Source organism: Methanosarcina vacuolata Z-761 (assembly GCF_000969905.1).
Taxonomy (GTDB): domain Archaea; phylum Halobacteriota; class Methanosarcinia; order Methanosarcinales; family Methanosarcinaceae; genus Methanosarcina; species Methanosarcina vacuolata.
This window is the reverse complement of the sequence record NZ_CP009520.1, coordinates 329209-350769: the sequence shown is the minus strand read 5'-3', so window position 1 is coordinate 350769 and position 21561 is coordinate 329209. Positions and strand designations below refer to the sequence as shown.

Below are 21561 nucleotides of genomic sequence, written 5' to 3'. Positions count from 1 at the left end.
AATTACAAAAAAATAATGGAGTCTTAACATGAGCGAGGAAATTGATGAACTTGATGCTTATTTTGAAAACAAAAGTGAGCCTACTGAAGGAGAAGCTGTCAAACTGGAACACATGATGATGGAAAAGATTTCCGTAAGCCCTGAAAGAAGAAAGCTCCTCCGGATTGTTGGAATCTTTGGAAAGACTGAAAAACAGCTAAAGGATGAATCCGGATTAAATGACTTCTTCTTTAAGTTCCATATGGATTTTCTGCTAAAGGAAGGCTTTCTGAAACTCGAAGATGGAATGTATCGTCTGACCGCTTCTGGAATTTCCATGCACGATTCGGTGTGTTAAATAAATTTTTTTTAATTTTCCCTTTATTTTATAACTTTCAATAAGATTTTTTAGTTGCCTGGTGGTTAACTCCATCCTGATTTTAGAAAGCTTCCTTTTGCTAAAAAGCGATAAGTTTTTATGTTTGTCTTGTCAATGGCGTTATGACCAAACTTTTCGATATCTTATGGAAGTTTCAAAAACGTCCCATTTAATTTCCGTATATATCGAGTAAGCAAAAAGGAGTGTGAATAAATATGCCAGCAACAGTTAATGCAGATGAATGTTCCGGATGTGGAACCTGTGTAGATGAATGCCCCAATGATGCAATCACTCTTGATGAAGAAAAGGGAATCGCAGTAGTCGACAATGACGAATGCGTAGAATGCGGTGCATGTGAAGAGGCATGCCCGAACCAGGCAATTAAAGTAGAAGAGTAAAAAGGTAACTAGTTGGAATAATCTATTTATTCCAATTTTCTTTTTCCTTTTTATCAATCGGTTTTATTAATCGTTTTTATCAGTTGTTTTTATCAATCGGTTTTATTAGTCGGTTTTATAAATCGTTTTTATTAGTTGTTTTTATCAATCGGTTTTATCAATCAGTTTTATCAATCAGTTTTATCAGTCAGTTTTATCAATCAGTTTTATCAATCAGTTTTATCAATCAGTTTTATCAATCAGTTTTATCAGTCAGTTTTATCAGTCAGTTTTATCAATCAGTTTTATCAATCAGTTTTGTCAATGACTCTTATCTTTCCGGAGGTAGCTTAAATGGTAGCAATTAAAGCGGGTATTTTAGGCGCCACAGGCGCTGTTGGGCAGAGATTTGTAGAAGCACTTGCAAACCACCCCTGGTTTGAGATTACAGCCCTCGCAGCATCCGAGAGAAGCGCCGGCAAAACATATAAAGAAGCCGCAGGCTGGAGGTTAGATACAGCTATGCCGGAAAGCGTTGAAGATATCAAAGTTGTTCCGGTAGATCCAAAAGCCGTAGATGCGGAAGTGGTGTTCTCGGCCCTTCCTGCAGACCTTGCCCTGACAGTGGAACCCGAATTTGCAAAGGCCGGATTTGCAGTGGCAAGCAATGCCTCATCCTACAGGATGGAAAAGGATATACCTCTTGTGATTCCGGAGGTAAATCCAGAACATCTCGGGCTTCTCGAAGTCCAGCAGGATGCAAGAGGATGGGACGGATATATCATTACAAACCCCAATTGTTCCACTATTGTCATGACTGTCACCTTAAAGCCTCTTATGCAGTTTGGACTTGAAACCATACAGGTAGCCACAATGCAGGCGATCTCAGGCGCAGGTTTTTCCGGAGTTGCCGCAATGGCAATTTACGACAATATCATTCCGTACATAGGAAATGAAGAAAAGAAGATGGAAACTGAAACTTTAAAGCTCCTCGGAGAGTTCAACGGCTCTGAAGTCGTGCCTGCAGATATGAAAGTAAGTGCTTCCTGCAACAGGGTTCCTGTAATAGATGGGCATACAGAAGCCATCTGGGCCGGAATGAGGGATAAACCAACGCCTGAAGAAGTAAGGGAAGCTTTTCTGAAATTTGACCCAAGGCTGAAAGAACTTCCTTCCGAACCTGCAAAACCTTTAATTGTAAGAGATGAAATTGACAGGCCTCAGCCGCGCCTTGACCGCAACATGGGAAAAGGCATGAGCGTTTCAGTGGGCCGTATAAGAGAAGGAATCCGCTACATCGCAATGGGACATAACACCATCCGTGGAGCAGCCGGGGCAAGTGTGCTGAATGCGGAACTCCTGCATTCAATGGGCAAACTTTAAATCTGGATGGCTTACAAGCAAAATAGAATGAAAAGTGAAAGCCTCACAGCTTAAGAAGGCTTTTGCTTTCCAGCTTTACTTTTCAGACTTACTTTTCAACTTTACGTTTCAACTTTACGATTCAACTTTACTTTTCAGACTTACTTTTCAACTTTACGATTCAACTTTACTTTTCAGATTTACTTTTCAACTTTACTTTTCAGCTTCGCTACTCATTTTAAATCTGTTTCGTTCTTTATTTTTTTACTGATTTCAGACCTTTTAAGGATTTCATGAGAAAAGCTTTCTTGCAGCTTCCTCTGCCTTTCTCATAACCTCTTTTACAGGGATGCCACTCGCTTTTGCGATTTTTTTGCAATCCTCAAACTCGGCAGAAATATTGAGCAGTATTCCCTCAGAGTCCCTGGCAATCTTGACAGCAGATTCATATATCTGCCCTTCGACCTCAAACTTAACCGGTTCTATTCGTCTGGCAGCCATCAACCTGTGCCGGGTAGGGATAACTCTCACACCCAGAGACCCTGTTTCGATAATGATTTTCCGGGCGAGTTTTTCAGTGTCTTCAGGTTTTGCGATGACTTTAATAACATGAGCAGGACGGCCTTTTTTCATCGTTGCCGGGAGAATTGCAACATCCCTTGCCCCCATAGCAAGTAACTCCTCAAACAGGTTCCCCAGTACTTCTCCGCTCACATCATCAGCGTTCGTTTCGAGTACCTCAATTATATCCGTAATCAGGCAGGAATCAAGTTCACATAACATTCCCTGCAGTACATTGGGCCCGGCAAGCTCGGAATCCCCGGCTCCATAACCTATTGAAATTACTCTGCCCTGAGGAAAAGCTTCCAGAGGTCTTGCGAAATGAGCAAGAATAGCAGCCCCTGTAGGAGTAAGAAGTTCCTTTTGCTCAGCCCCTCCCCTGAAATAAAATTTTCCTTTCTTGAGAAGCTCAAGGGTTGCAGGCGCTGGCACAGGAAGAACTCCATGTGCGCATTCTATTGTCCCACTGCCTACATTTATAGGAGTGCAGTAAACGGAATCGCAGTTAAGGGAATAGATAGCTGCCGAAGAGCCGATTATATCAGCAAGCGCATCACTCTGCCCAACCTCATGGAAATGAAGCTTCTCAAGATCAGTCTGCCCATGAACTGAAGCTTCGGCCTCGGCCAACTTCGAAAAGATATCAAGGGCACTTGCTTCCACACCGGAGGGCAGTTTTGCGGCCTTTACCACGTCCAGAATTTCTGGATATGTACGGACTGGTTCTTTTTCAGGTACGTTAATCCGGACATCCAGGGCCTTTATTCCCTTTTTCATAACTTCTCTTATATCTACGGATACGTTGACAGAAGCTTCTATCAGCTCTTTAACCATTTTTCGGTTAGCTCCTAGATCGAGAGTGCACCCAAGGATCATATCTCCTGCTGCCCCTGAAAAAGGGTTGAATACAAGTGCTTTCATAAAATTCTTTCCTGCATTTCGATTTCTTTTCCTTTTTCTTTTCCTTTTATTCTTTTTTTATTCCCTTTTTATTCCCTTTTTATCCCCTTTTTATTGCCGTTACCCTCTTTTGCCTGCCCGGCCCTATCCTCTTTGCCGTGGGCATAAGCAGCCGCAATCATATTTGCGATTCTGGCCGCATACGCTCCCGCAACAAAGCCTGCATCAATATTTACAACTGCAAGTGTGGAACAGGATTGGAGCATTGACAGCAGGGCAGCCTTTCCTCCTCCACCTGCTCCGTAGCCTGTCGAAACCGGAAGCCCTATTACAGGCACGTCAACTAATCCTGAAACTATTGTGGGAAGCGTTCCTTCCCTCCCAGCCGCAACGACGATTGCTCCTGGCATCCTGGCTTTCAGTTTATCCAGCGCCGGGATAAGCCTGTGGATTCCCGCAACACCCACATCATAAACCGCAACCGTCTCACAACCCATTTCTGAAGCTACAACCCTGGCTTCTTCCGCAGCCGGGATATCTGCCGTGCCTGCTGAAACGAACCCTACGACTCCCCCGGTTCTAGGGGCAGGCGTGCCGTCATGGATAACAACTGTACGAGCCCTGCTGTTCCACTCCAGTTTATCCTGGCCAAAGGCCTGCTTTAAGGCTTCGAGATGCCCTGGCGAGACCCTCGTAATAAGGGCTCTTTTGCTCTCAGCAACCATGACCCTCGCAATTTCTACCACGTCATCAGGATCTTTACAATCGGCAAGAATAGCCTCGATTACTCCTGTTCTGCTTTTTCTGTGAGAATCAAGTTTTGCTATATCCAGATAAGAGACGAACCCCAGGCCCCGAGCCTGCTGCTCCGCACTCTCAAGATCCATTTTTCCCTCTTTAACAGCCTTAAGTATGTCAGTCAGATCCATGTATTAACCTTTGCTTAAAAAAATTAAATGCTTTAGCAATAAACAGTTTAAATATCAAGTTGTTGGATAACAATTTATTCGTTTGGAGACTTTTTAGAGTTTGACTTTATAGAGTTTAGCACTATACTCATACAAGCCAGCACTATACTCATACAAGCTTGATTTTCAGAATTATCTGGTTGTTGCTTTGCAATTCGAGGTAAAAATTCATAATTTCAAAGTTGAATGAATATAATTAACTAAACATGAAGATGAACAGCGGAAAATGAAGATATCGTTTTGTCTGGCTTTTAAAGATTAAAAGATATCTTCATTTGCTTTTTTGGCACTTAGAATTGTTCTCGCTTTTAAATTTGCTTCTTGAACAACTGCTTTGCCATGTTAACTCTCTCCTCCAGGTCAGATCCTTCAAGTTCTTCGACAACGGATTCAAGCATCGTTGGTATATCAATGTGCTGGGGACATTTTTCAAGGCACTGTCCACATTGTACGCACTGAGATGCAAATCCGGATTCTCCAACGGATATGGCACCACTCAACTGTGCAGCATAGAAGAACTTTACATCGTCTGCATTGTTGGACATGTAGAGATTGTTGTACAATTCGAAACAGAGTGGAATGTTCACCCCTGATGGACAGGGCATACAGTATCTGCAGCCTGTACAGCCTACTTTCATCAGTTCGCGGTACTTCTGTTCTACTTTATTTATTAGCTGCAGTTCAGTTTCTGTCAGGGAATTCGGGTAAGCCTCGCCTGCCACCTTAAGGTTCTCTTCAATATGTGTTTCCTCATTCATTCCAGAGAGGACAACAGTGACTTCTGGGTGATTCCATACCCAGCGAAGAGCCCATTCTGCAGCGGTCCTCTTCGTCGGAGCCTCATCCCAGATCTCTTTTACAGCAGAGGGTACTGGATTTGTGAGGTTTCCTCCACGGAGGGGCTCCATAATGATTACTCCAAGGTCTTTTGAAGCTGCATATTCCAAACCCCTGGTACCTGCCTGATTCTTTTCGTCCAGGAAGTTATACTGGATCTGACAAAAGTCCCAGTCATAGGCATCCACTATTCGATTGAAGTCTTCTCCCGAACCGTGGAAGGAGAAACCTGCGTTAATTATTCGGCCATCAGCTTTGGCTTTGTCAAGGAAATCAGCTACACCAAGATTTTCAATATTGTCCCACAGGTCACCAACGAGAGCGTGGATAAGGTAATAGTCAACGTGGTCGGTTTTGAGTTTCTCTAATTGAGCATTGAGGAATCTATCCATATCTTCTCGGCTCTCTATAAGCCACGAAGGAAGTTTTGTTGCGAGTTTCACCTTTTCACGGTATCCATCGGCAAGGGCACGACCTAAGAAAGGCTCGCTCTCTCCCATGTGATATGGCCAGGCAGTATCAATATAGTTTACACCCTGGTTGATTGCATAGCGCACCTGCTTGATGGCTCTTTCTTCATCTATACTACCGTCTTCTTTTACGGGGAGGCGCATGCATCCGAATCCAAGTATCGAGAGCTCGTCCCCGTTCTTTGGCATTTTTCTGTATAACATTTTAATTCTCCTGAATTTTTGAATTGTTTAGCTGCATTGTGATTGACTAATCACTTACAGGCGAGACTGAAAAAAAAGTATCCAGCCTGTCATCTCCAGATAATTGTTCAAATTTCGGTTTGTAGAACACTGCTCTGTTCGTTTTTGTAACCTAGATATTTTGCAAAGAATGATTCCAATTTGTCAAATGGGATCATGTCGGTCCTGTCGTACAGATCAATATGTCTTGCTCCCGGAACTATGTAGAGTTCTTTGGGTTCGGCAGCTCTTTCATAGGCATCTTCACTGAAATATCTTGAGTGAGCATTTTCACCGATGATGAACAAAATTGGTCTTGGTGAAATGGTATCAATATAGTTCATCAAAGGGAAGTTCATGAATGACATGCTACTTGTAATAGTGAATGCAGCTCCTGCATTAGGATGATGTCCACGCCCCATTCCGTAGTATTCAAAAAATTCACTTGAAATTGGATCTAATCCTTCTGGAATTGAATCAGCTGGTTCACCTGGAAAACCCACCGGCACTTCTGGAGTGCCATTCTCAAAGTCTTTCCATCGCTGCTCGCCCAACTGAACTAAAGTTTGAGCACGCTGTTCATCAGTCATTGTTTTCCCAAATCCATCTCTTATCATGCTACTTATATCATACATACTTGCAGTAGCAACTGCTTTGATACGTGGGTCAACTTGAGCTGCAGTAATTGAAAATCCACCACTTCCACAGATACCGATAGCACCAATCCTGTTCCTGTCCACGAAAGGACGTGTTCCCAAAAAATCTACTCCCGCGCTAAAATCTTCAACAAATATATCCGGGGAAGAGACATGTCTTGGTTCACCACTGCTTTCGCCATTAAAAGATTCATCGAACGCAATGGCAACAAATCCTCGTTCTGCCAGATTCTGTGCGTAAATACCAGCACCTTGCTCTTTTACACCTCCATAAGGTGTTCCTATGACAATTGCCGGATATTTTTTTGACTCATCCATATCTTTTGACAAGTACATGTCTGCTACAACGGTAATTCCGTATCGGGTTTTATAGGATACTTTTTCTACAGTTACTTTTTCACTGAGTTCAAAAGTTTTCATACTTGATTCATTTTTAGATTCCATATTTCCCGACATTTTTAATTCTCCTGAATATTAGAATTGTATCACATAATATCGCCACTGACTGACTGAACAGTCAGTTATGATATGGCTTTTAGTATATGTATTTTATGATTGACTAGCCACTCATAAAATACACACATGAAATTCTTCGAATAACAGGCACAAAGAAATGAAAGTACTTTTCATCGTACCCTTTTTTACTATCGATTTCGTCATTAACTTAGGTAGTAATGTTGTCCTAATTTTGATGTTTCAAACCATCGCTAAACTAATCAGTAAATTGCCATAGAAGACTTAAATTTGATAAGGAGCAGAAAACCAAAAGGAGTATTGAGAGCCAGTTTTATTCCAGACTTTCATGCCAAATTAGCTCCTTACGAATAAGGATATCGGCGTATTTTTCAATGACTTTAAACGTTTTTGAACACTCATATTGTCACAAGTACCTGTTCCCACCCAAACTGACTCTTTGGAATAGGAGTAAAAGCTCTTCGCTGTTTTGTGCGGATTGATAATAATTGCTCAGTTAGGAAGTAGCCAGGTCAAAAAGAGAAACATGAAGCTTGAATATGATTTTCCATAACAAGTGTTTTTAGATATTAGATATGTTACTTTAGCATTTAGAGCCTATCCGAAAAATCAGTAATGCACATCGAAAAGTTACAATAGGTATAAATACCCGGGCACCCGTGTCGATTTTGCATATTGCATATCGTAAAAGTTATAGCAGGTAACCACTTTTCGGATAGGTTATTAGGAGATGAATAAAAGTTACCCATACAAAACAGCGAAGAGCTGGATTCAAAATTAGTAAAAAGCCCCGTGCGTGATTTGAACACGCGACCTAGTGATTACAAGTCACTCGCTCTACCGGGCTGAGCCAACGAGGCAATTGTAAAATACTGCGACTTACCTAAATACAATACTCACAGATAAACTTTATGGCCGGATTCTTTATCCGGAAGCCAGCCGTCTTTATTTGCCTGTGATCTATTCTCTTTTTTGCCGGGTACCAGAGGTTATAGTACATAGACCTCAGAGAGTCCTGTGTCTATCTCGCTTAAGACATTATATCCAGGGTAACTAATAGAAGGATCCGACTCCTATGATTTATATTCTTGAAGCAGAGAGAAAGTAGAGACATTATTGAGAGTAGCAAAGAAGCTCAGGAAAGAAAAAGACTTTATGAGATGTGGAAAAAGGAAGTTTACGAGGCTTGGCCATGGATCGAAGACAACGTATTGAAAAACACGACTGGTTACTCTCAAAAACTCAAAGCATACTTAAACATTATATCTGTCCTGAATCATGTAATGCGAGTTGCTGCAAACATCATATTATTGACTTTCATAGAAAAGAATATGAGAAAATTTTAAAAAATGCAGATAGAGAAAGTGCGAATATTTTAAAATCGAATGCGGTAAAATCAGAGTTGGAAGGATGTTATAAAGCAATAAATGCCGTTGAGCAGTGTCCATTATTGATAAATTCGAAATGTAGAATATACGATAACAGATCGGAAGCATGTAGAACATTCCCTTTTGTAATATTTCAGGATGAGGAAGCAGGATTTGGCTTAACGTTGTTATTGTGTCCGATGTCTGTTAACATAATTTACGATTATGCGCAATGGTATAAATCAGTAAACTCAACAATGTATAATCAATTAACTTCCATGTACGAACAATATAAAAATATAGACAAAAATAATGATTTTTGTATTCAAATGAAAGAGCAGAATTTAGATTCTTTCATAGAATTTCTTGAAAGGACATAATCATTAATTTTTCCTTTTTGTGTAATATTCTTAGAAGAAAAGCAGGTTTAGTATTTTAGAGGCTCTTGTTATTGGTGACTACAAGGACCCAAAGGATCTTTTGAAGAATAGAGATGAGGTTAGTGTGCCCATTAAGCATACGCTCAAAACAGGTAAAGTTTCATAAAATTAAAAAGATTAAATGGATTATAGTTTCAGATTTTTTAGACTTTAAGAAGAAAAGAAGAATTATTAGAGTCTTTTTTAGAAACATAACCGCAAACTTCTAAGCAATATGTATTATTAACCAAATGTGTAATATACCGCTTACGATGTGGCAGGAAATCTCAAAATATGGGCGCAAGCTGGTTGAACACGGGCTTGTTGAATCCAACTTTGGAAATATCAGCCTCAGAGCTGGCGACAGGATGCTTATCACCCGGACAGGCGCCGCACTTGATGAAATTACAGAAAATAACGTTGTTGAAGTTGACGTTTGGGACACTTCTTCCCTGGATATAATTGCATCTTCTGAAGCTGTCGTGCACAGGGAGATTTACAGGCAGACCTCAGCACTTGCAATCATTCACGCTCATGCTCCATATGCGGTTGTTGAGTCCCTGCTCGCAGGCCCTGAAGGAAGAATTTCACCTGTAGATAGTGAAGGGCAGTACTTCCTTGGGGAGATTCCGGTCGTAGGAGGAGGGATAGGCAGCCGCAAGCTTGCAGGAAATCTTGCAAATGCGCTCTCAAGGCATAGAGGCGCTATAGTTTACAGTCATGGGACTTTTGCAATCGGAAGAACACTTGGAGACGCCTATATAGTGACCACGCAGCTTGAGCATTCCTGCAAAGTTAAGTACCTGTACGAGCGTGCAAAAGCAGAAAAGAAAAATAAATAAACTATAAACGCTCGCTTGCAAATGCTTGTTCGTGTGATTCTTTTCTATCCTTAAGAGTGTGACAGCAGAAAGAGAAAATGAGTAAACATAAACGTTCGCTTGTTTAATCCACGATTTATAAGTAAGAGCTTGAAAAACAGGAAATAAAATGAGTAAACTTATCTATTGAGTAAGTGGATAACCATACAGCTTAAGTATAAATATAAAAAAGCAGGTAAACACAGAAATGAATAAATAAGCAAATCCAACCCAGAATACCGAGTAAGACGAGACGCCTGTTTCTGGAGCAGCTTTCTGTTACGAGTATCACCTAAAGAAAAATCTCGAGTACCATGACGTTTAACACCCTGAGACCTTTTGCCTCAAAAGTTATCGACCCACTGGCAGACTATTTCATTAGATATGAGGTATCACCCAACACGGTTTCCATAGCCTCCCTTATATGTGCATTCTTTGCAGGACTGAGTTTTTATTATTCGCCTGCATCCAGGGAATTTATCCTGCTGGCAGGCATCCTGGTAATACTTAACTCTATTTTTGACGCCCTTGACGGGATAATTGCACGGAAATCAAATAGGGCAACCCCAAGAGGTGACTTTCTGGATCACGTCATTGACCGTTACTCGGATGTTTTTATAATATGTAGCATCTTTTTTGCAGGTTACGTTTCCTGGCAGTTAGGAGTTACGGCAATTGTAGGTGTGCTCCTTACCAGCTATCTTGGAACCCAGGCCCAGGCGCTCAGCCTTGGAAGATACTATGGAGGGATAATGGGCAGGGCTGACCGACTTGTAGTCATAATTCTTGCAGCCTTTGGCAACTTTGTATTTCCAGGTCCAATTGCAGGTTTTTCAATTCTTGGCTGGGCCGTCATTCTGATTGCTGTAACCAGCCACATAACAGCAATCCAGAGAATCTACTATATATGGAAAGAGCTGCAGTAACAACATCCTTTTTTTAATAATTTTGCAACTTAGTTTTATTTCAATTAGAGTTCTGTCTCAATTCGTTGTCCAGATTTATTGTCCAGATTTGTTGTCTAGATTCGTTGTCAGATTCGTTGTCTAGGTTTGTTGTTTAGGTTCGTTACCCAAGTTAAGGGAAATTCTAGGCTTGAAAACAGATTTATGTGGTAAATAAGTTAATGTAACAAAAAACACAATTACCTGGCTATGTCATCTCAAGGAAAACAGTATGAGTATCTGGATCACACTGCAGATATAAAGTTCCAGGCTTACGGAAAAACTCGAGAAGAAGTATTTGAAAATGCGGCTCTCGCTATGTTTAATGTCATAATTGATACAGGAAAAATCTCGGGAGACACCGCAAGAGAAATTTTTCTCAAGTCACCTGACCTGGAATCCCTGCTTGTGGACTGGCTTTCTGAACTTCTATATCTCTTTGAAGTTGATGAAATCGTTTTTAGGGAGTTTCGAGTTGAGAAAATAAGGGAAGAAAAAGGTGAATATTCAATAACAGCTCAGGCACTGGGCAAAAAGTACTATCTAGAAAAACTCCCCTTTGAGACTGAAATTAAGGCCGTTACCTATAACCAGTTAGAAATAACGAAGACTGCTGACGGCTGGAAGGCTCAGGTTGTTGTGGATATATAAAGGCGCAGAAGTTTTCTTCCGATTTCCCGGAATTGGTTCACCGAATACTGGCTGTTTCTCCTCTAACTACTAGCACCATGCATATCTTCATGTATAGGAATTATCCTATTCTGCACTATAATATCTCAAGTACTATAATATTTCAAGTATATCTCAAGTATATCTCAAGTATATCTCAAGTATATCTCAAGTATATCTCAAGTTGAATTATCTAGTCCTGAATTGGTTCAGTCATATTTAGATCGACTTTGTTATATCAAACATTTAGATCGACTTTGTTATATCGAACCGATCTTAAATCCGTTTCCAAAATTCATTGTGGCTCTAATCCAGCCTGACACAGTATATCTTGATCACATTTCCAAATTAATATGCAGAACCCCTGGAAAACGGAAGATAAATTAGTAGTTCCAGGATTATATCTAAAGCATGAAGGAGCAGGGAGCATAAATCATGGTAGAGAGTGAAGATACAGCTATTGAGGAATTAAGCACGGAAAATATACAGAAGGATGTAAAGGGTATGGTCAGGAAGCTTTCCGAAAACGAATGGGAAATTCCTGTTGGCCACATCCCTAACATGCGGGTTCCAGGCCGCCTGTTTGTATCCCAGAGTTTGCTTGAAGGCATTGAACCCGAGACTATCGACCAGATTGCAAATGTAGCAACCCTACCTGGTATTCAGAAGTACTCTATGGCAATGCCTGATGCTCATCTTGGTTATGGCTTTGCTATAGGGGGAGTTGCCGCTTTTGATGTAGAAGAAGGTATTATCAGCCCGGGCGGGGTGGGCTTTGATATCAACTGCGGAGTAAGGTTAATCCGTACCAACCTTCAGAAAGAAGAGGTAGTTCCAAACATAAAGAGGTTAACTGACGAGCTTTTTAGTAATGTGCCCGCAGGCGTTGGTTCCAAAAGCCGGATCAGGGCGTCGGATAAAGAACTGGACAGTGCTTTTTTAGAAGGGGCAAGCTGGGCTGTAGAAGCCGGGTATGGCGTAGAAGCTGATGTCAAGCACTGTGAAGCTAATGGGTATATGGAAGGAGCTGACCCTGCCCAGGTAAGCACAAAAGCCAGAAAAAGAGGAAAACCTCAGTTAGGAACTCTTGGAAGCGGCAACCACTTCCTTGAGGTGCAGTATGTTGATAAGATCTATGATCAGGAAATAGCCTCAACCTTTGGGCTTCAAGAAGGCCAGGTTACGGTAATGATCCACTGTGGGTCAAGAGGTGCAGGGCACCAGATCTGTACTGACCACTTAAAGGAACTCTCTCAGGCCGTAAAGAACTATAAAATAGAAATTCCGGACAAACAACTTGCCTGTGCCCCTGCCCAGTCAAGGGAAGCCCAGAACTATTTTAAAGCCATGCTCTGTGCTGCAAATTATGCATGGGCAAATCGTCAGATAATTACTCACTGGACAAGGGAATCGTTTGAAAGAATATTTGAGAGAGATGCTGACGACCTGGGCATGGATTTGCTTTATGACGTTGCTCATAACGTGGCAAAACTTGAAAAACATACCGTGGACGGCAAGAAAAAAGAGGTGTATGTACACAGGAAAGGAGCAACAAGAGCCTTTCCTCCAGGGCATCCCGAAGTCCCGGCCGTATACAGAGATGTAGGCCAACCAGTGCTGATTCCTGGAAGCATGGGAACTCCTTCTTATATACTATGCGGTTCAGAAGAGGCTATGAATGTTTCTTTCGGTAGTGCCTGTCATGGGGCTGGCAGGGTCATGAGCAGAGCACATGCAAAGAAAGAATTCCGCGGACAGAGCATAAAAGAAAACCTTGAAGCTCGGGGCATTACAGTAAGAGCCACCCATCCTTCAGTCATTGCAGAGGAAGCTCCGGATGTATACAAGTCCAGCAGCGAAGTGGTAAATGTCGTGCACGAACTCGGAATTGCCCGTAAGGTCGCAAGAGTCCTTCCTTTGGGGGTTACAAAAGGTTAACTAAGATTAAACGACCGGTTTAAACAATAAGTGTCAGAAATTATAGGCTTCAGTACCTGAAGTTTCTATGGGAACTTTAATCTACGGGCTAAAATTTTACCCTTTAATTTTAGCCCTGAATTTTAGCCCTGGATTTTAGCTCTTAATGTTAGCCCTGAATTTTTTCAATGGGGTCATAAAAATATTTTATTTATTTTCTGGTTCTGGCCAATATACCTTTGAACTCCAGTAGACCTTTGAACTTCTTCAGGTTATTCGGATCAATTTAATCGGGATCTTTCATTGATTCTATCAAACATAAATCTGAACTGTCAGGTTCTCGCCCCTGGAAGAACCGAAATACAATCATGCTCGAATATGAAAATGTCTCAAAAGGCGTGCCGTTTTCCCGGAATATATTTGAAAAATACTTAACCAGATTACGAATAACCCTTTCATCTTTGAAGTCATGGAAAATGGTTACTGATTCGTTTCCAGGTTCAAGGGAGATTTCTATATTTTTGACAAGCTGAGTTGCAAGGTACATTTTTCTAAAATGAACCAGCAAGTCCGGAAGAGTCATTTCACTTATCAACTGCTTGCAAAGGCGCTCAAGAATTTTTGTCGGGTTTGGGACTTCTCCAGTTGCAAAAACTTCAAACTGGCTCCGATGAAGAGTCACGAGGTTGAACCGCTCAGCACTATAAGTATACATAAGCTGAGTCCAGAATTCAGTATTGTCGTCCAACTCCTTACATAAAATATCAAGATATCCAAAATTCTTCCGGATTCCGGGCATAATTTCGTTCGATGAGATAGAGGTATTTCTTTTGAAAGAAATCTGGGTCGAGTTTGATCTCCTGAAAACATGCTCAACATCAAGCTGTTTCCATCTTGAAAGAAAATGAGCCACAAGCTGAGCAAAAAAGTCTCTACTGTGTACTGTCGAGTTGGAAATAAGTACCAGTGCAGATTCAGGATTATTAATATCTTCACACTTTATTGAAGTTCGAATTACCCATTGATAGCTTCTGGAAACCCTATTAAGGTAATCTTCGAGTTGTTTCATATCCTGGATCTCAAATGGATTGATAAGCTCATTAACAAGATCCTCATCCGTTAGCCTACCCCTGGTACACCTGAACAGCCATTCAAGCATCGTTTTATTTATAACGATGTTCTCTCCGTTCTGGATTGTCTCATTTAACTCTTCTTTTGCAGGAGTTTCTTTTAAAAATCGAATTGCTTCATCAATACTTTTATGACATAAAAGAGCTGTATCCGCAACTTCAATGGTATCCCTGACTGCGGCACTCAAATTTCCATTATTGGCATCCAGAAGGGGCTGTAACTTTTTAAGGTATTTATCATCCAGGGAAATGTTCTTTCTGATCAGCATATTTCCACCCGATAGATCCGGTTTCCTGGCTATTTATGCTATGATCCGTTTTGATGCCCGTAAGATCAGGACTTTTTGTGGTTTCCGGTTAGAGATTTAGAAAAACATTTTTTCTTAAGAAGTACACTTTGAGTTCTAAAAGTTCTTATTTAGGACTCTATTTATGATACTGGTAAGTGCTACCGAATATTAAATCTTTCTATTTATTACTACTCTTTGATTATTAGGATTAAAAGACGTTCCATCCAAAGTCCCGATTAATTTTAAAATATAATAACAATATTGGCATACCTATAAATTCCGTCGAATTGCCTGGATGTATATTTTAGAATGTTGTCCTACTTTCAAAGTGTAATTAATTTTCGTTAGAACGTTGAACTGAAAGCTTGACAAACGACTGGAAACGAATGGTACTGGTTCACAACTCTTTATATATATATGTTAAGAGAGTGTACAATATGTAAATTAAAAACATTGGGATGTAAGTCGGACTGCTATAACCTGGAAGATCGCATTATTGATTTCACCCTATCCTTACAGTTTGTTTAACCTTCGATTATCTACCCTAATTTAATTTTGAGAGTATAGGTTGACATGTTCAAAAGCCGTGAGTTTCTGAGTAGATTGTATAGCTCCTGCTTAAGCGCAGGATAAAAACTCACAGGTTATTACAATTTTCCTGAAAACTCACAATCTTCAGAGGCAATAACAGTCCCAAAAAGCGAGTTTGGGAGTGGAGTCATAAGTACCTGGCAGGTTCAGATGGATTATTTAGCCAGCCAGGGACTTTTCTCCTGATGAAGGACAGAAGCTTATCATTATCTTTTCCTTTCTAGCTCATCCATAACACACTTATTTGCCCTTAAATTCATATTATTCCTATTCACTGGCATTATCTCCTGGCTTACCAAAATATTCTATTTTTGGCTCTTTGCCATCCTATGACAAAATGATTTTCAATTCAAGATCACATTTAGTCACGAAGCTAAATAATGCAACTGCCGATGAGGCACAGTGGAGTTTTTTTGTTGCAACAATTACAGGCATAACTATTGGTTTTTATGAGTACACTATGGAGATAGCCACACAAAACAACGAAAAGTCCTATCATCTGGAGATCAGACTTAAGAGTAGATAAAAATAATATGAAAGTAGACAAGTCAAAAAATATTCTCAAAGTAATATAGAGGATAAATACAGAAAGCACTGAGGGAAGCAAAACCAAAAAAATCAAGAATAAGAACCTGAATCAGATGAAAATACTACAAAACTTTTTAAAAGAAGAAAAAAGCAAAGGAAAATTTCCTCTGCTTTTGAGTCCTGAGACTCTCTGTAATTTTATTCTTTTTGATTATGTCAACTTGGTTACCGGGTGGTTTTCCAGGTCTGCGATCTCGACACCAAGTTCCTTTGCAGTTTCACCGAGCATGATGTCTACCATTGCAACAGCCGGGAAAATCTGGTTTACGTTCTCGATTGGACCGTAGAGCAGGTAGTCGGACCCTGCAATCAGAGCCACCAGGTTGGTACCAATATCTGCAGGCATGTAGATTGCCTTGGGGTCAGGCTGAGTCTTCTTGAATTTGCGGAGCCAGTCCCATGCAGAAGCCATGTTGTGGTATCCACCACCAATTGGCAATCCGAATTTTGCTTTCAGTGTGGGTATCGAACGGATTGTTGCACCTGAGCCTGCACCAAGAGGCATGGCTGCAACATCGATAATGGGATACTTTATTCCACATTCCTCTCCGACCTGGAGCATACCCTTGGTCTGTCCGGAACCGCCGACTTCAAGGATATCTACCTTTCCTTTTACGGTCGGGTCGGTTGCATTGAAGGCAAGAACGATTGCAGCTGATACGTCGCTTTCTGTGAGAATATCGATTTCTTCCTGTTCAATACTTGCGTTGATCGAGTTGTGGATTGCCCTGTCTGCAACACCTATTTCAGTACAGTACTGAGCTGCGGCTGCACGCACATTTCCAGCTGAGGAGTCGATCAGGAAAGGTGTCCTGTCGTCAATCTCAATGAACCAGTCGATATAGTGCTTGATCGCTTCAGGGGTTTCTCCTACAATCTGGTTCACATAGGGGAGACCTGTGGCGTCGCTCAGTGAGACCTGGGTGTTCCAGAGGGTTTCTGCAGCTGCCCTGTCGAAGATACCCTTATCTTCATCGGTCACAATCTTGTGCCTTGCATAGAACATAGTACTGACTAATACGGTTGGGTTTTCACCCGGCTGTCCACCGAATTTAACTCCACCTATTTCAAAAACTTCCTGTTTCTTGTCAAACTTGAACATTTTGATCCCTCATTTACATGAACATTGATGATACCACGGTATATATCAGGAAGAGCAGCAGGCCAATAAATCCGCCGTACAGAATTCCAATATCCCTTCCTACTTTCTTTCCGATTTTTTGCGCAACTTCACTGTTGACAAACTCAATCTTTTCATCGATCTTATCGAGCCTTTTCATTACTTCGTTAAATTCACCTGGCTCTACAAATGCTGCTGGTGCTTTTCCATCCATATTATTTCACCTCTCACCAGACTAGTAACGGGAGTACGATGACCATCAGCAGCGAAAAGATGAAACCTGCTGCAAAGCCGATCACTCCGGTAGCCGCAACCCCGGAATCCAGCTTCTGGTTTCTCGCAATCAACTGTGCTCTATATCGAATGCTCTCAACAGTAGCATCAATCGCGCCCATCTGAGGGGCAAGCACCATTGGGACGCCTTTATCGTATTCTTCTGCCATTTTCATTACCTCCCTAGCAGTAAGAACCCAAGCAGGGATATGGTTATTGTCAAACCAATCATGGCACCTTCGATCTTTCCTGCGTGAACTCCTGAGTGGAACTTGTTCAAGTTTCCTATATCAAGCATGCGGGATTCAATTGCTTTCAGTCTGCTCCGGATAACTGCAATTTCCCCGGAGACAGGCCTGACAACGCCGCCCTCTTCTTCTTCTCCGCCCTCTTCACTGATTTCCACAACCAGTGGTTCTGCATCAAAGGCACCCGGGTCTTTTGAGGCGAGTTCTCTCACCTTGGAGGTAATAGCACCCATGTCTTCAGTATCCAGAAGGTTGACAACCTCAACCTGTTGCTGGAAGCGGGCAATTGCATCTGCATTCAGGTTTTCCACATATGGAATTGCGCCTACTGCCCCTGCAATCCTGTTTTCTTTTACACCGTTTGCATGGAGGGCCATAATTGACTGCCCGGTAACGTGCCCCTTAACTTCAGAGCCAGTTACAAGCAGATACCTGATATTAGGATTTGAGATAACGTGGGCAACTACCTTTTCAATACCAAGATTTTCGGTTTTACAGGACCCTGTAACGGCTGCTCCTGCATCAAGGACTGGCTTTCCCGGGAGGTGTGATCCGCAGGTAATTACCAGTACACAGTTCTTGGCATCGCCTACTTCATATTCTCCTTTCAGGATAGGCCATCCTGGGGCTGGTTCTCTCTTATCTGCCATTTTACACCACCCCTTTCATCAAACTTGATATATATATGATAAGAGCCAGTAGCCCGCTGAAGGCAAGACCTACAACAACTCCGTAGAAAGTGTTTCCATAAAATCCTGCCATATAGGAGGTGTTCTCACGGCCTGGCCAGGAATTAAGAAGCGGTTTGCTGGGCGAAAGGGAATTCAGCAGGTCTTCTGCAATTGCGTCCAGTTTGTCCACTCTCTCAAACACGGGTTCCATAGAATACTGAATCGAGTCTTTCCGTTCTTGTGTCACGGTTCCCGTGTCTGGGTCCAGAACTAAATTTATCTCGGGAGCTATTCTAACCATGCTCATTGTAGTTCCTCCGGACTTGGCAGCATACCACTACCAACCACTGCGTATGCATCTCTCTTAATGAGTGCGTAGTGCTTGCTAAAGGCAACATACCAGATGACAATTCCTATAAGCATGTTTAAGCCAGCAGCCATTAGTCCTTCATTGAGTGAAGAAGCAAAGCCTGCAATTATTAATGCAATTGCTCCCTTTTCAACAGCAAGCATGAGGGTTCTGTCCTGCTTCTCATCAGGTCCCAGGCTAGCGTTGAAGGGGTGAAGGATTCCCATACCACCTATTATAAAGATCAGTGCAATGTATCCGTTTGCAACGACGTTTTGGACAACTGCAGCAAAATCGAAGGATCCAGCAATGACGACACTCAGCCCGATAATTACAAGAGTACCTGCACCTGCAATCTCTACCATTGCTTGTTCCATAATGGGGATACCCATTCCAATTACTCTGTTTGCAAGGGCACCAATAACACCACCTATAATTGCTGCTACAATAAATGCAACTATGGGCCCTGCGGGACCTCCTATTGAAAGCCCGAAAAGAGCTGCTATAATACCCATACCGAGGGATAGCATACCTATTGATGGGACACCAGTACCAAGTCCATAGCTTGCAACACGGCGAACCGCATCAGCACCCCAGACCGTTGCACAAATTGCCCCGATTCCTCCGAAGAAAGAATATGCTGGAGGCGCAAAGTGACCGAGGTAAATCCCGACAAGGCCGCCGACTATACCTAAAGCCATTATTGTTTGTGCAGGATATCCGCCTTTGGCTTCTCCTGCTCCACCTGCAGACATTTTAGATACCTCCAAGCTGTGCAATTGCAATTACCGCCACGATAGAACACAGTAATGTTGCTACGAGGGAGGAAACTACCGCCTTTGGCCATTTTTTGAATTTTGGATCGTGGAACCCTTCAATTGTACCTCCTATGTTATAGGAAGGAATTACAGCGTTCACAAAGAAAATACCTATTGCGAATATTGCTGCAACTGCTACAAGCTCATGTCCTGTGACAGAATTGGTAACTCCAACAGCTTCCAGGCCTGCGTTCATACCCACTTCTATGAGTGAATAGTAAACAAGGGACCCTCCAATTCCACCAAGGCCACCGCCTATAACTCCACTCACAAAACTTACTGTAGGAAGCCCGTGCCCTTCAGTACCCTGGGATACATAAAGATCCTGCCTGTACTTTGTAATAGGATCAATTTTTACTTTTGCTGAAGAAGGCACAACTCCCACACCATAAACATAAACCCAGGTACCAACAATCATGGTCACAGCGATCATAATCATTGCACCCACTGCGCCTGAGGCAAGAATTAGTGGAAGGTTGTCTGTTACATTCATCATGAAGCCTGCACTAACAAGCCCTGTCAGACCGGCACCTGCTGCCAGCTGTACTGTACCTGTACCGATACCGGTTGCCTGAGCCATAGCTGCAGGTGCACCGCCCACAGGCACAAAGTGAACACTCCAGGAAATTAGAACGCCGCCGATTGTGATAAGGGCCATCCAGATAATGTTTCCAAAGATAGCGTCAATCATGCTGAAGCCTCCTCAGCCTTATCTTCTTTGTAAGGTCCAAATGCTTTGCGGGCTTCGACTTCCATCTTCCAGTTCCAGATAATTAAAATAAAGACAATGACAACACCTGCAACAACAGAAAGCCATCCCATGGTCAGACCTTTTGCAGGATCAAAAATAGTTGTTACCCAGCTTCCCAGGAATACAGTCATACCAAAAGCAAGCCCTGTGACAGGACCTCCGAACTTGGCACAGAACCAGGAGTTATCGAAACCATCCCTGAGACCAGATTCGGCATATCTTACAATGTTTCCTGAGTTCGAAGCGTTCAGCCCTGAACCGAATTCAAACTGCTGGAACTCACGCTCTGCACCGTAGTGAACGTCACCTGTTGACGATCCAATTGCACCCACCGTGATACCCCAGATAAAAGCCAGCATAGTTAGAGGGAAGGGGTGTCCGAGTACAACGGTCATCAAATACGATACCACTAGAACACAGAAAGTTGTTATGAACGCATATCCCATAATTGCTGGGGTGTGAGCCCTTATCATATCAAGATAAATCGGCTGCTTGAACCGACTCTGACTGGCACATCTGCCCATTGTAGCAGTTACCGCAAAGGTACCGTGTACGCATGCTGCAATGAGGGAACCAAATACCAGTGCAAAAAGTGGGGACATCGTAAACTCACTTATTAGTACTGTTGCAACGGCTGCACCGATCGAACACATTAATGCATTTGATGGTGGTTCTCCAGATATCGCTTTGTTAAATATTCTGTGGGGAAACATCATTTGGGGAGCTAACTGCACCTGAGAGTTAGGGTTACTCTGCGAACCGATATCAGATTCCAGGTCCTCTGAGGCACCTGCAATGGTCGCAGCCACTCCAATAAGTGCAAGCACTCCCATGCTTATGAGTGGTTCCATTCATTTTCCTCCTTTGTATTATTACATGTAATAAGGTGGATTCAAAAAACGCTGTACATTTTTTTAAAATCGTCTGCCATATCATTACAAAGAAATATGATTATGACGCGCGTTAATTTTTTGATTAGAGAGGATCATTCATAAACCTTTCGAAATATGTAGGCTTTTAAAATATTATTATATGCCTATATAATATACAATCAATTTTATAAGACAGCCAGCGCAGGTAAAAATAAACAAAGTCGTAAATTTATATAAATAAAAAAATTCAACTCTCCCCAATATAATATAAAGATTCCGATTGTAACTAATGAATTTTTGTATTTATTTTCAGGAATATAATTAATAATTTTATATTAATAAGTTTTCCCGATGTAGTTTTTATATTAGAAATATTTATAAAATGTACGATCTATTAACTTTCTCGTTTATTTGAGAAAAGAAGAAGGTATGTTTTCTGTGTCATATATAAAAAAGTATTTAACACTGTTTGTACCCATAGTCAAAATATATTTTTCAC

The 21561-nt window shown here is 41.8% G+C and carries 21 protein-coding genes and 1 tRNA gene; 8 read left to right on the top strand and 14 right to left on the bottom strand.

Annotation, left to right across the window (positions count from 1 at the left end; all coding sequences use genetic code 11):
• Window positions 1-28: 28 nt before the first annotated feature.
• From MSVAZ_RS01615 to asd, 3 genes are all read left to right on the top strand, one after another.
• Entirely contained in the window at window positions 29-337 is a 309-nt protein-coding gene (locus MSVAZ_RS01615; protein WP_048117220.1) for a hypothetical protein, read from the top strand.
• A 236-nt stretch (window positions 338-573) separates the two neighbouring features.
• Window positions 574-756: a 4Fe-4S binding protein gene (locus MSVAZ_RS01610; protein ID WP_048117218.1), complete on the top strand. Its 183-nt coding sequence runs from the start codon at window positions 574-576 to the stop codon at window positions 754-756.
• 333 nt (window positions 757-1089) lie between these two features.
• Window positions 1090-2118, top strand: a complete 1029-nt coding sequence (gene asd / locus MSVAZ_RS01605) for an aspartate-semialdehyde dehydrogenase (protein WP_048117215.1) — start codon at window positions 1090-1092, stop codon at window positions 2116-2118.
• A gap of 270 nt (window positions 2119-2388) precedes the next feature.
• Here the strand turns inward: asd and larC are convergent, their stop codons facing one another.
• From larC to MSVAZ_RS01580, 5 genes are all read right to left on the bottom strand, one after another.
• Window positions 2389-3579 (bottom strand): nickel pincer cofactor biosynthesis protein LarC, encoded by a 1191-nt coding sequence (gene larC / locus MSVAZ_RS01600; protein ID WP_048117213.1) that lies wholly within the window; start codon window positions 3577-3579, stop codon window positions 2389-2391.
• 68 nt (window positions 3580-3647) lie between these two features.
• A complete protein-coding gene (larB, locus tag MSVAZ_RS01595) occupies window positions 3648-4487 on the bottom strand; it encodes a nickel pincer cofactor biosynthesis protein LarB (protein ID WP_048117211.1) in 840 nt (279 codons plus the stop codon).
• Window positions 4488-4834: 347 nt separating this feature from the next.
• The gene (locus MSVAZ_RS01590) at window positions 4835-6037 is read right to left on the bottom strand and encodes an aldo/keto reductase (RefSeq protein WP_048117208.1); all 1203 of its coding nucleotides are present in this window, start codon (window positions 6035-6037) and stop codon (window positions 4835-4837) included.
• Between the two features lie 107 nt (window positions 6038-6144).
• The gene (locus MSVAZ_RS01585; RefSeq protein ID WP_048117205.1) at window positions 6145-7167 is read right to left on the bottom strand and encodes an alpha/beta hydrolase; all 1023 of its coding nucleotides are present in this window, start codon (window positions 7165-7167) and stop codon (window positions 6145-6147) included.
• Between the two features lie 804 nt (window positions 7168-7971).
• A tRNA-Thr gene (locus tag MSVAZ_RS01580) sits at window positions 7972-8045 on the bottom strand.
• Window positions 8046-8377: 332 nt separating this feature from the next.
• Here MSVAZ_RS01580 and MSVAZ_RS01575 point away from each other — a divergent pair.
• From MSVAZ_RS01575 to MSVAZ_RS01555, 5 genes are all read left to right on the top strand, one after another.
• Complete coding sequence (locus MSVAZ_RS01575) at window positions 8378-8932, top strand: YkgJ family cysteine cluster protein (protein WP_048117203.1); 555 nt, start codon at window positions 8378-8380, stop codon at window positions 8930-8932.
• 290 nt (window positions 8933-9222) lie between these two features.
• A complete protein-coding gene (locus tag MSVAZ_RS01570) occupies window positions 9223-9813 on the top strand; it encodes an aldolase (protein WP_332310032.1) in 591 nt (196 codons plus the stop codon).
• Window positions 9814-10145: 332 nt separating this feature from the next.
• Window positions 10146-10757 carry a CDP-alcohol phosphatidyltransferase family protein gene (locus tag MSVAZ_RS01565; protein WP_048117197.1) on the top strand — a complete coding sequence of 204 codons (612 nt, stop codon included), beginning with the start codon at window positions 10146-10148 and terminating at the stop codon, window positions 10755-10757.
• 228 nt (window positions 10758-10985) lie between these two features.
• The gene (locus MSVAZ_RS01560; protein ID WP_048117194.1) at window positions 10986-11426 is read left to right on the top strand and encodes an archease; all 441 of its coding nucleotides are present in this window, start codon (window positions 10986-10988) and stop codon (window positions 11424-11426) included.
• Between the two features lie 453 nt (window positions 11427-11879).
• A complete protein-coding gene (locus tag MSVAZ_RS01555) occupies window positions 11880-13382 on the top strand; it encodes an RtcB family protein (RefSeq protein ID WP_048117191.1) in 1503 nt (500 codons plus the stop codon).
• 265 nt (window positions 13383-13647) lie between these two features.
• Here MSVAZ_RS01555 and MSVAZ_RS01550 read toward each other — a convergent pair whose 3' ends face one another.
• From MSVAZ_RS01550 to mtrE, 9 genes are all read right to left on the bottom strand, one after another.
• Complete coding sequence (locus tag MSVAZ_RS01550) at window positions 13648-14760, bottom strand: hypothetical protein (protein WP_048117189.1); 1113 nt, start codon at window positions 14758-14760, stop codon at window positions 13648-13650.
• A gap of 1351 nt (window positions 14761-16111) precedes the next feature.
• Window positions 16112-17062, bottom strand: coding sequence for a tetrahydromethanopterin S-methyltransferase subunit H (mtrH, locus tag MSVAZ_RS01545; protein WP_048117186.1), 951 nt, complete (start codon window positions 17060-17062; stop codon window positions 16112-16114).
• 13 nt (window positions 17063-17075) lie between these two features.
• Window positions 17076-17294 (bottom strand): tetrahydromethanopterin S-methyltransferase subunit MtrG, encoded by a 219-nt coding sequence (gene mtrG / locus MSVAZ_RS01540; protein ID WP_011306266.1) that lies wholly within the window; start codon window positions 17292-17294, stop codon window positions 17076-17078.
• A 13-nt stretch (window positions 17295-17307) separates the two neighbouring features.
• Entirely contained in the window at window positions 17308-17529 is a 222-nt protein-coding gene (locus tag MSVAZ_RS01535) for a tetrahydromethanopterin S-methyltransferase subunit F (RefSeq protein WP_048117182.1), read from the bottom strand.
• The gene (mtrA, locus tag MSVAZ_RS01530) at window positions 17529-18251 is read right to left on the bottom strand and encodes a tetrahydromethanopterin S-methyltransferase subunit A (protein ID WP_048117178.1); all 723 of its coding nucleotides are present in this window, start codon (window positions 18249-18251) and stop codon (window positions 17529-17531) included. Before mtrA ends, MSVAZ_RS01535 begins: the two co-directional genes overlap by 1 nt.
• Before the next feature lies 1 nt (window position 18252).
• A complete protein-coding gene (locus tag MSVAZ_RS01525; RefSeq protein ID WP_048117176.1) occupies window positions 18253-18579 on the bottom strand; it encodes a tetrahydromethanopterin S-methyltransferase subunit B in 327 nt (108 codons plus the stop codon).
• On the bottom strand, window positions 18576-19376 hold the full coding sequence (gene mtrC / locus MSVAZ_RS01520; protein ID WP_048117173.1) for a tetrahydromethanopterin S-methyltransferase subunit MtrC: 801 nt from the start codon (window positions 19374-19376) through the stop codon (window positions 18576-18578). Before mtrC ends, MSVAZ_RS01525 begins: the two co-directional genes overlap by 4 nt.
• Window position 19377: 1 nt before the next feature.
• On the bottom strand, window positions 19378-20130 hold the full coding sequence (gene mtrD, locus MSVAZ_RS01515; RefSeq protein ID WP_048117171.1) for a tetrahydromethanopterin S-methyltransferase subunit D: 753 nt from the start codon (window positions 20128-20130) through the stop codon (window positions 19378-19380).
• Window positions 20127-21041, bottom strand: a complete 915-nt coding sequence (gene mtrE / locus MSVAZ_RS01510) for a tetrahydromethanopterin S-methyltransferase subunit E (RefSeq protein WP_048117168.1) — start codon at window positions 21039-21041, stop codon at window positions 20127-20129. Before mtrE ends, mtrD begins: the two co-directional genes overlap by 4 nt.
• Window positions 21042-21561 lie beyond the last annotated feature (520 nt).

What these genes read in the sequence shown, in the direction of transcription:
- mtrD (WP_048117171.1), bottom strand. Translation starts at nt 20,130, where the DNA reads ATGATTGACGCTATCTTTGGAAACATTATCTGGATGGCCCTTATCACA.
- MSVAZ_RS01615 (WP_048117220.1), top strand. Translation starts at nt 29, where the DNA reads ATGAGCGAGGAAATTGATGAACTTGATGCTTATTTTGAAAACAAAAGT.
- mtrE (WP_048117168.1), bottom strand. Translation starts at nt 21,041, where the DNA reads ATGGAACCACTCATAAGCATGGGAGTGCTTGCACTTATTGGAGTGGCT.
- asd (WP_048117215.1), top strand. Translation starts at nt 1,090, where the DNA reads ATGGTAGCAATTAAAGCGGGTATTTTAGGCGCCACAGGCGCTGTTGGG.
- MSVAZ_RS01525 (WP_048117176.1), bottom strand. Translation starts at nt 18,579, where the DNA reads ATGAGCATGGTTAGAATAGCTCCCGAGATAAATTTAGTTCTGGACCCA.
- MSVAZ_RS01535 (WP_048117182.1), bottom strand. Translation starts at nt 17,529, where the DNA reads ATGAAAATGGCAGAAGAATACGATAAAGGCGTCCCAATGGTGCTTGCC.
- MSVAZ_RS01570 (WP_332310032.1), top strand. Translation starts at nt 9,223, where the DNA reads ATGTGTAATATACCGCTTACGATGTGGCAGGAAATCTCAAAATATGGG.
- MSVAZ_RS01550 (WP_048117189.1), bottom strand. Translation starts at nt 14,760, where the DNA reads ATGCTGATCAGAAAGAACATTTCCCTGGATGATAAATACCTTAAAAAG.
- mtrA (WP_048117178.1), bottom strand. Translation starts at nt 18,251, where the DNA reads ATGGCAGATAAGAGAGAACCAGCCCCAGGATGGCCTATCCTGAAAGGA.
- MSVAZ_RS01560 (WP_048117194.1), top strand. Translation starts at nt 10,986, where the DNA reads ATGTCATCTCAAGGAAAACAGTATGAGTATCTGGATCACACTGCAGAT.
- mtrG (WP_011306266.1), bottom strand. Translation starts at nt 17,294, where the DNA reads ATGGATGGAAAAGCACCAGCAGCATTTGTAGAGCCAGGTGAATTTAAC.
- MSVAZ_RS01555 (WP_048117191.1), top strand. Translation starts at nt 11,880, where the DNA reads ATGGTAGAGAGTGAAGATACAGCTATTGAGGAATTAAGCACGGAAAAT.
- MSVAZ_RS01565 (WP_048117197.1), top strand. Translation starts at nt 10,146, where the DNA reads ATGACGTTTAACACCCTGAGACCTTTTGCCTCAAAAGTTATCGACCCA.
- larC (WP_048117213.1), bottom strand. Translation starts at nt 3,579, where the DNA reads ATGAAAGCACTTGTATTCAACCCTTTTTCAGGGGCAGCAGGAGATATG.
- mtrC (WP_048117173.1), bottom strand. Translation starts at nt 19,376, where the DNA reads ATGTCTGCAGGTGGAGCAGGAGAAGCCAAAGGCGGATATCCTGCACAA.
- MSVAZ_RS01585 (WP_048117205.1), bottom strand. Translation starts at nt 7,167, where the DNA reads ATGTCGGGAAATATGGAATCTAAAAATGAATCAAGTATGAAAACTTTT.
- MSVAZ_RS01575 (WP_048117203.1), top strand. Translation starts at nt 8,378, where the DNA reads ATGGATCGAAGACAACGTATTGAAAAACACGACTGGTTACTCTCAAAA.
- MSVAZ_RS01610 (WP_048117218.1), top strand. Translation starts at nt 574, where the DNA reads ATGCCAGCAACAGTTAATGCAGATGAATGTTCCGGATGTGGAACCTGT.
- larB (WP_048117211.1), bottom strand. Translation starts at nt 4,487, where the DNA reads ATGGATCTGACTGACATACTTAAGGCTGTTAAAGAGGGAAAAATGGAT.
- mtrH (WP_048117186.1), bottom strand. Translation starts at nt 17,062, where the DNA reads ATGTTCAAGTTTGACAAGAAACAGGAAGTTTTTGAAATAGGTGGAGTT.
- MSVAZ_RS01590 (WP_048117208.1), bottom strand. Translation starts at nt 6,037, where the DNA reads ATGTTATACAGAAAAATGCCAAAGAACGGGGACGAGCTCTCGATACTT.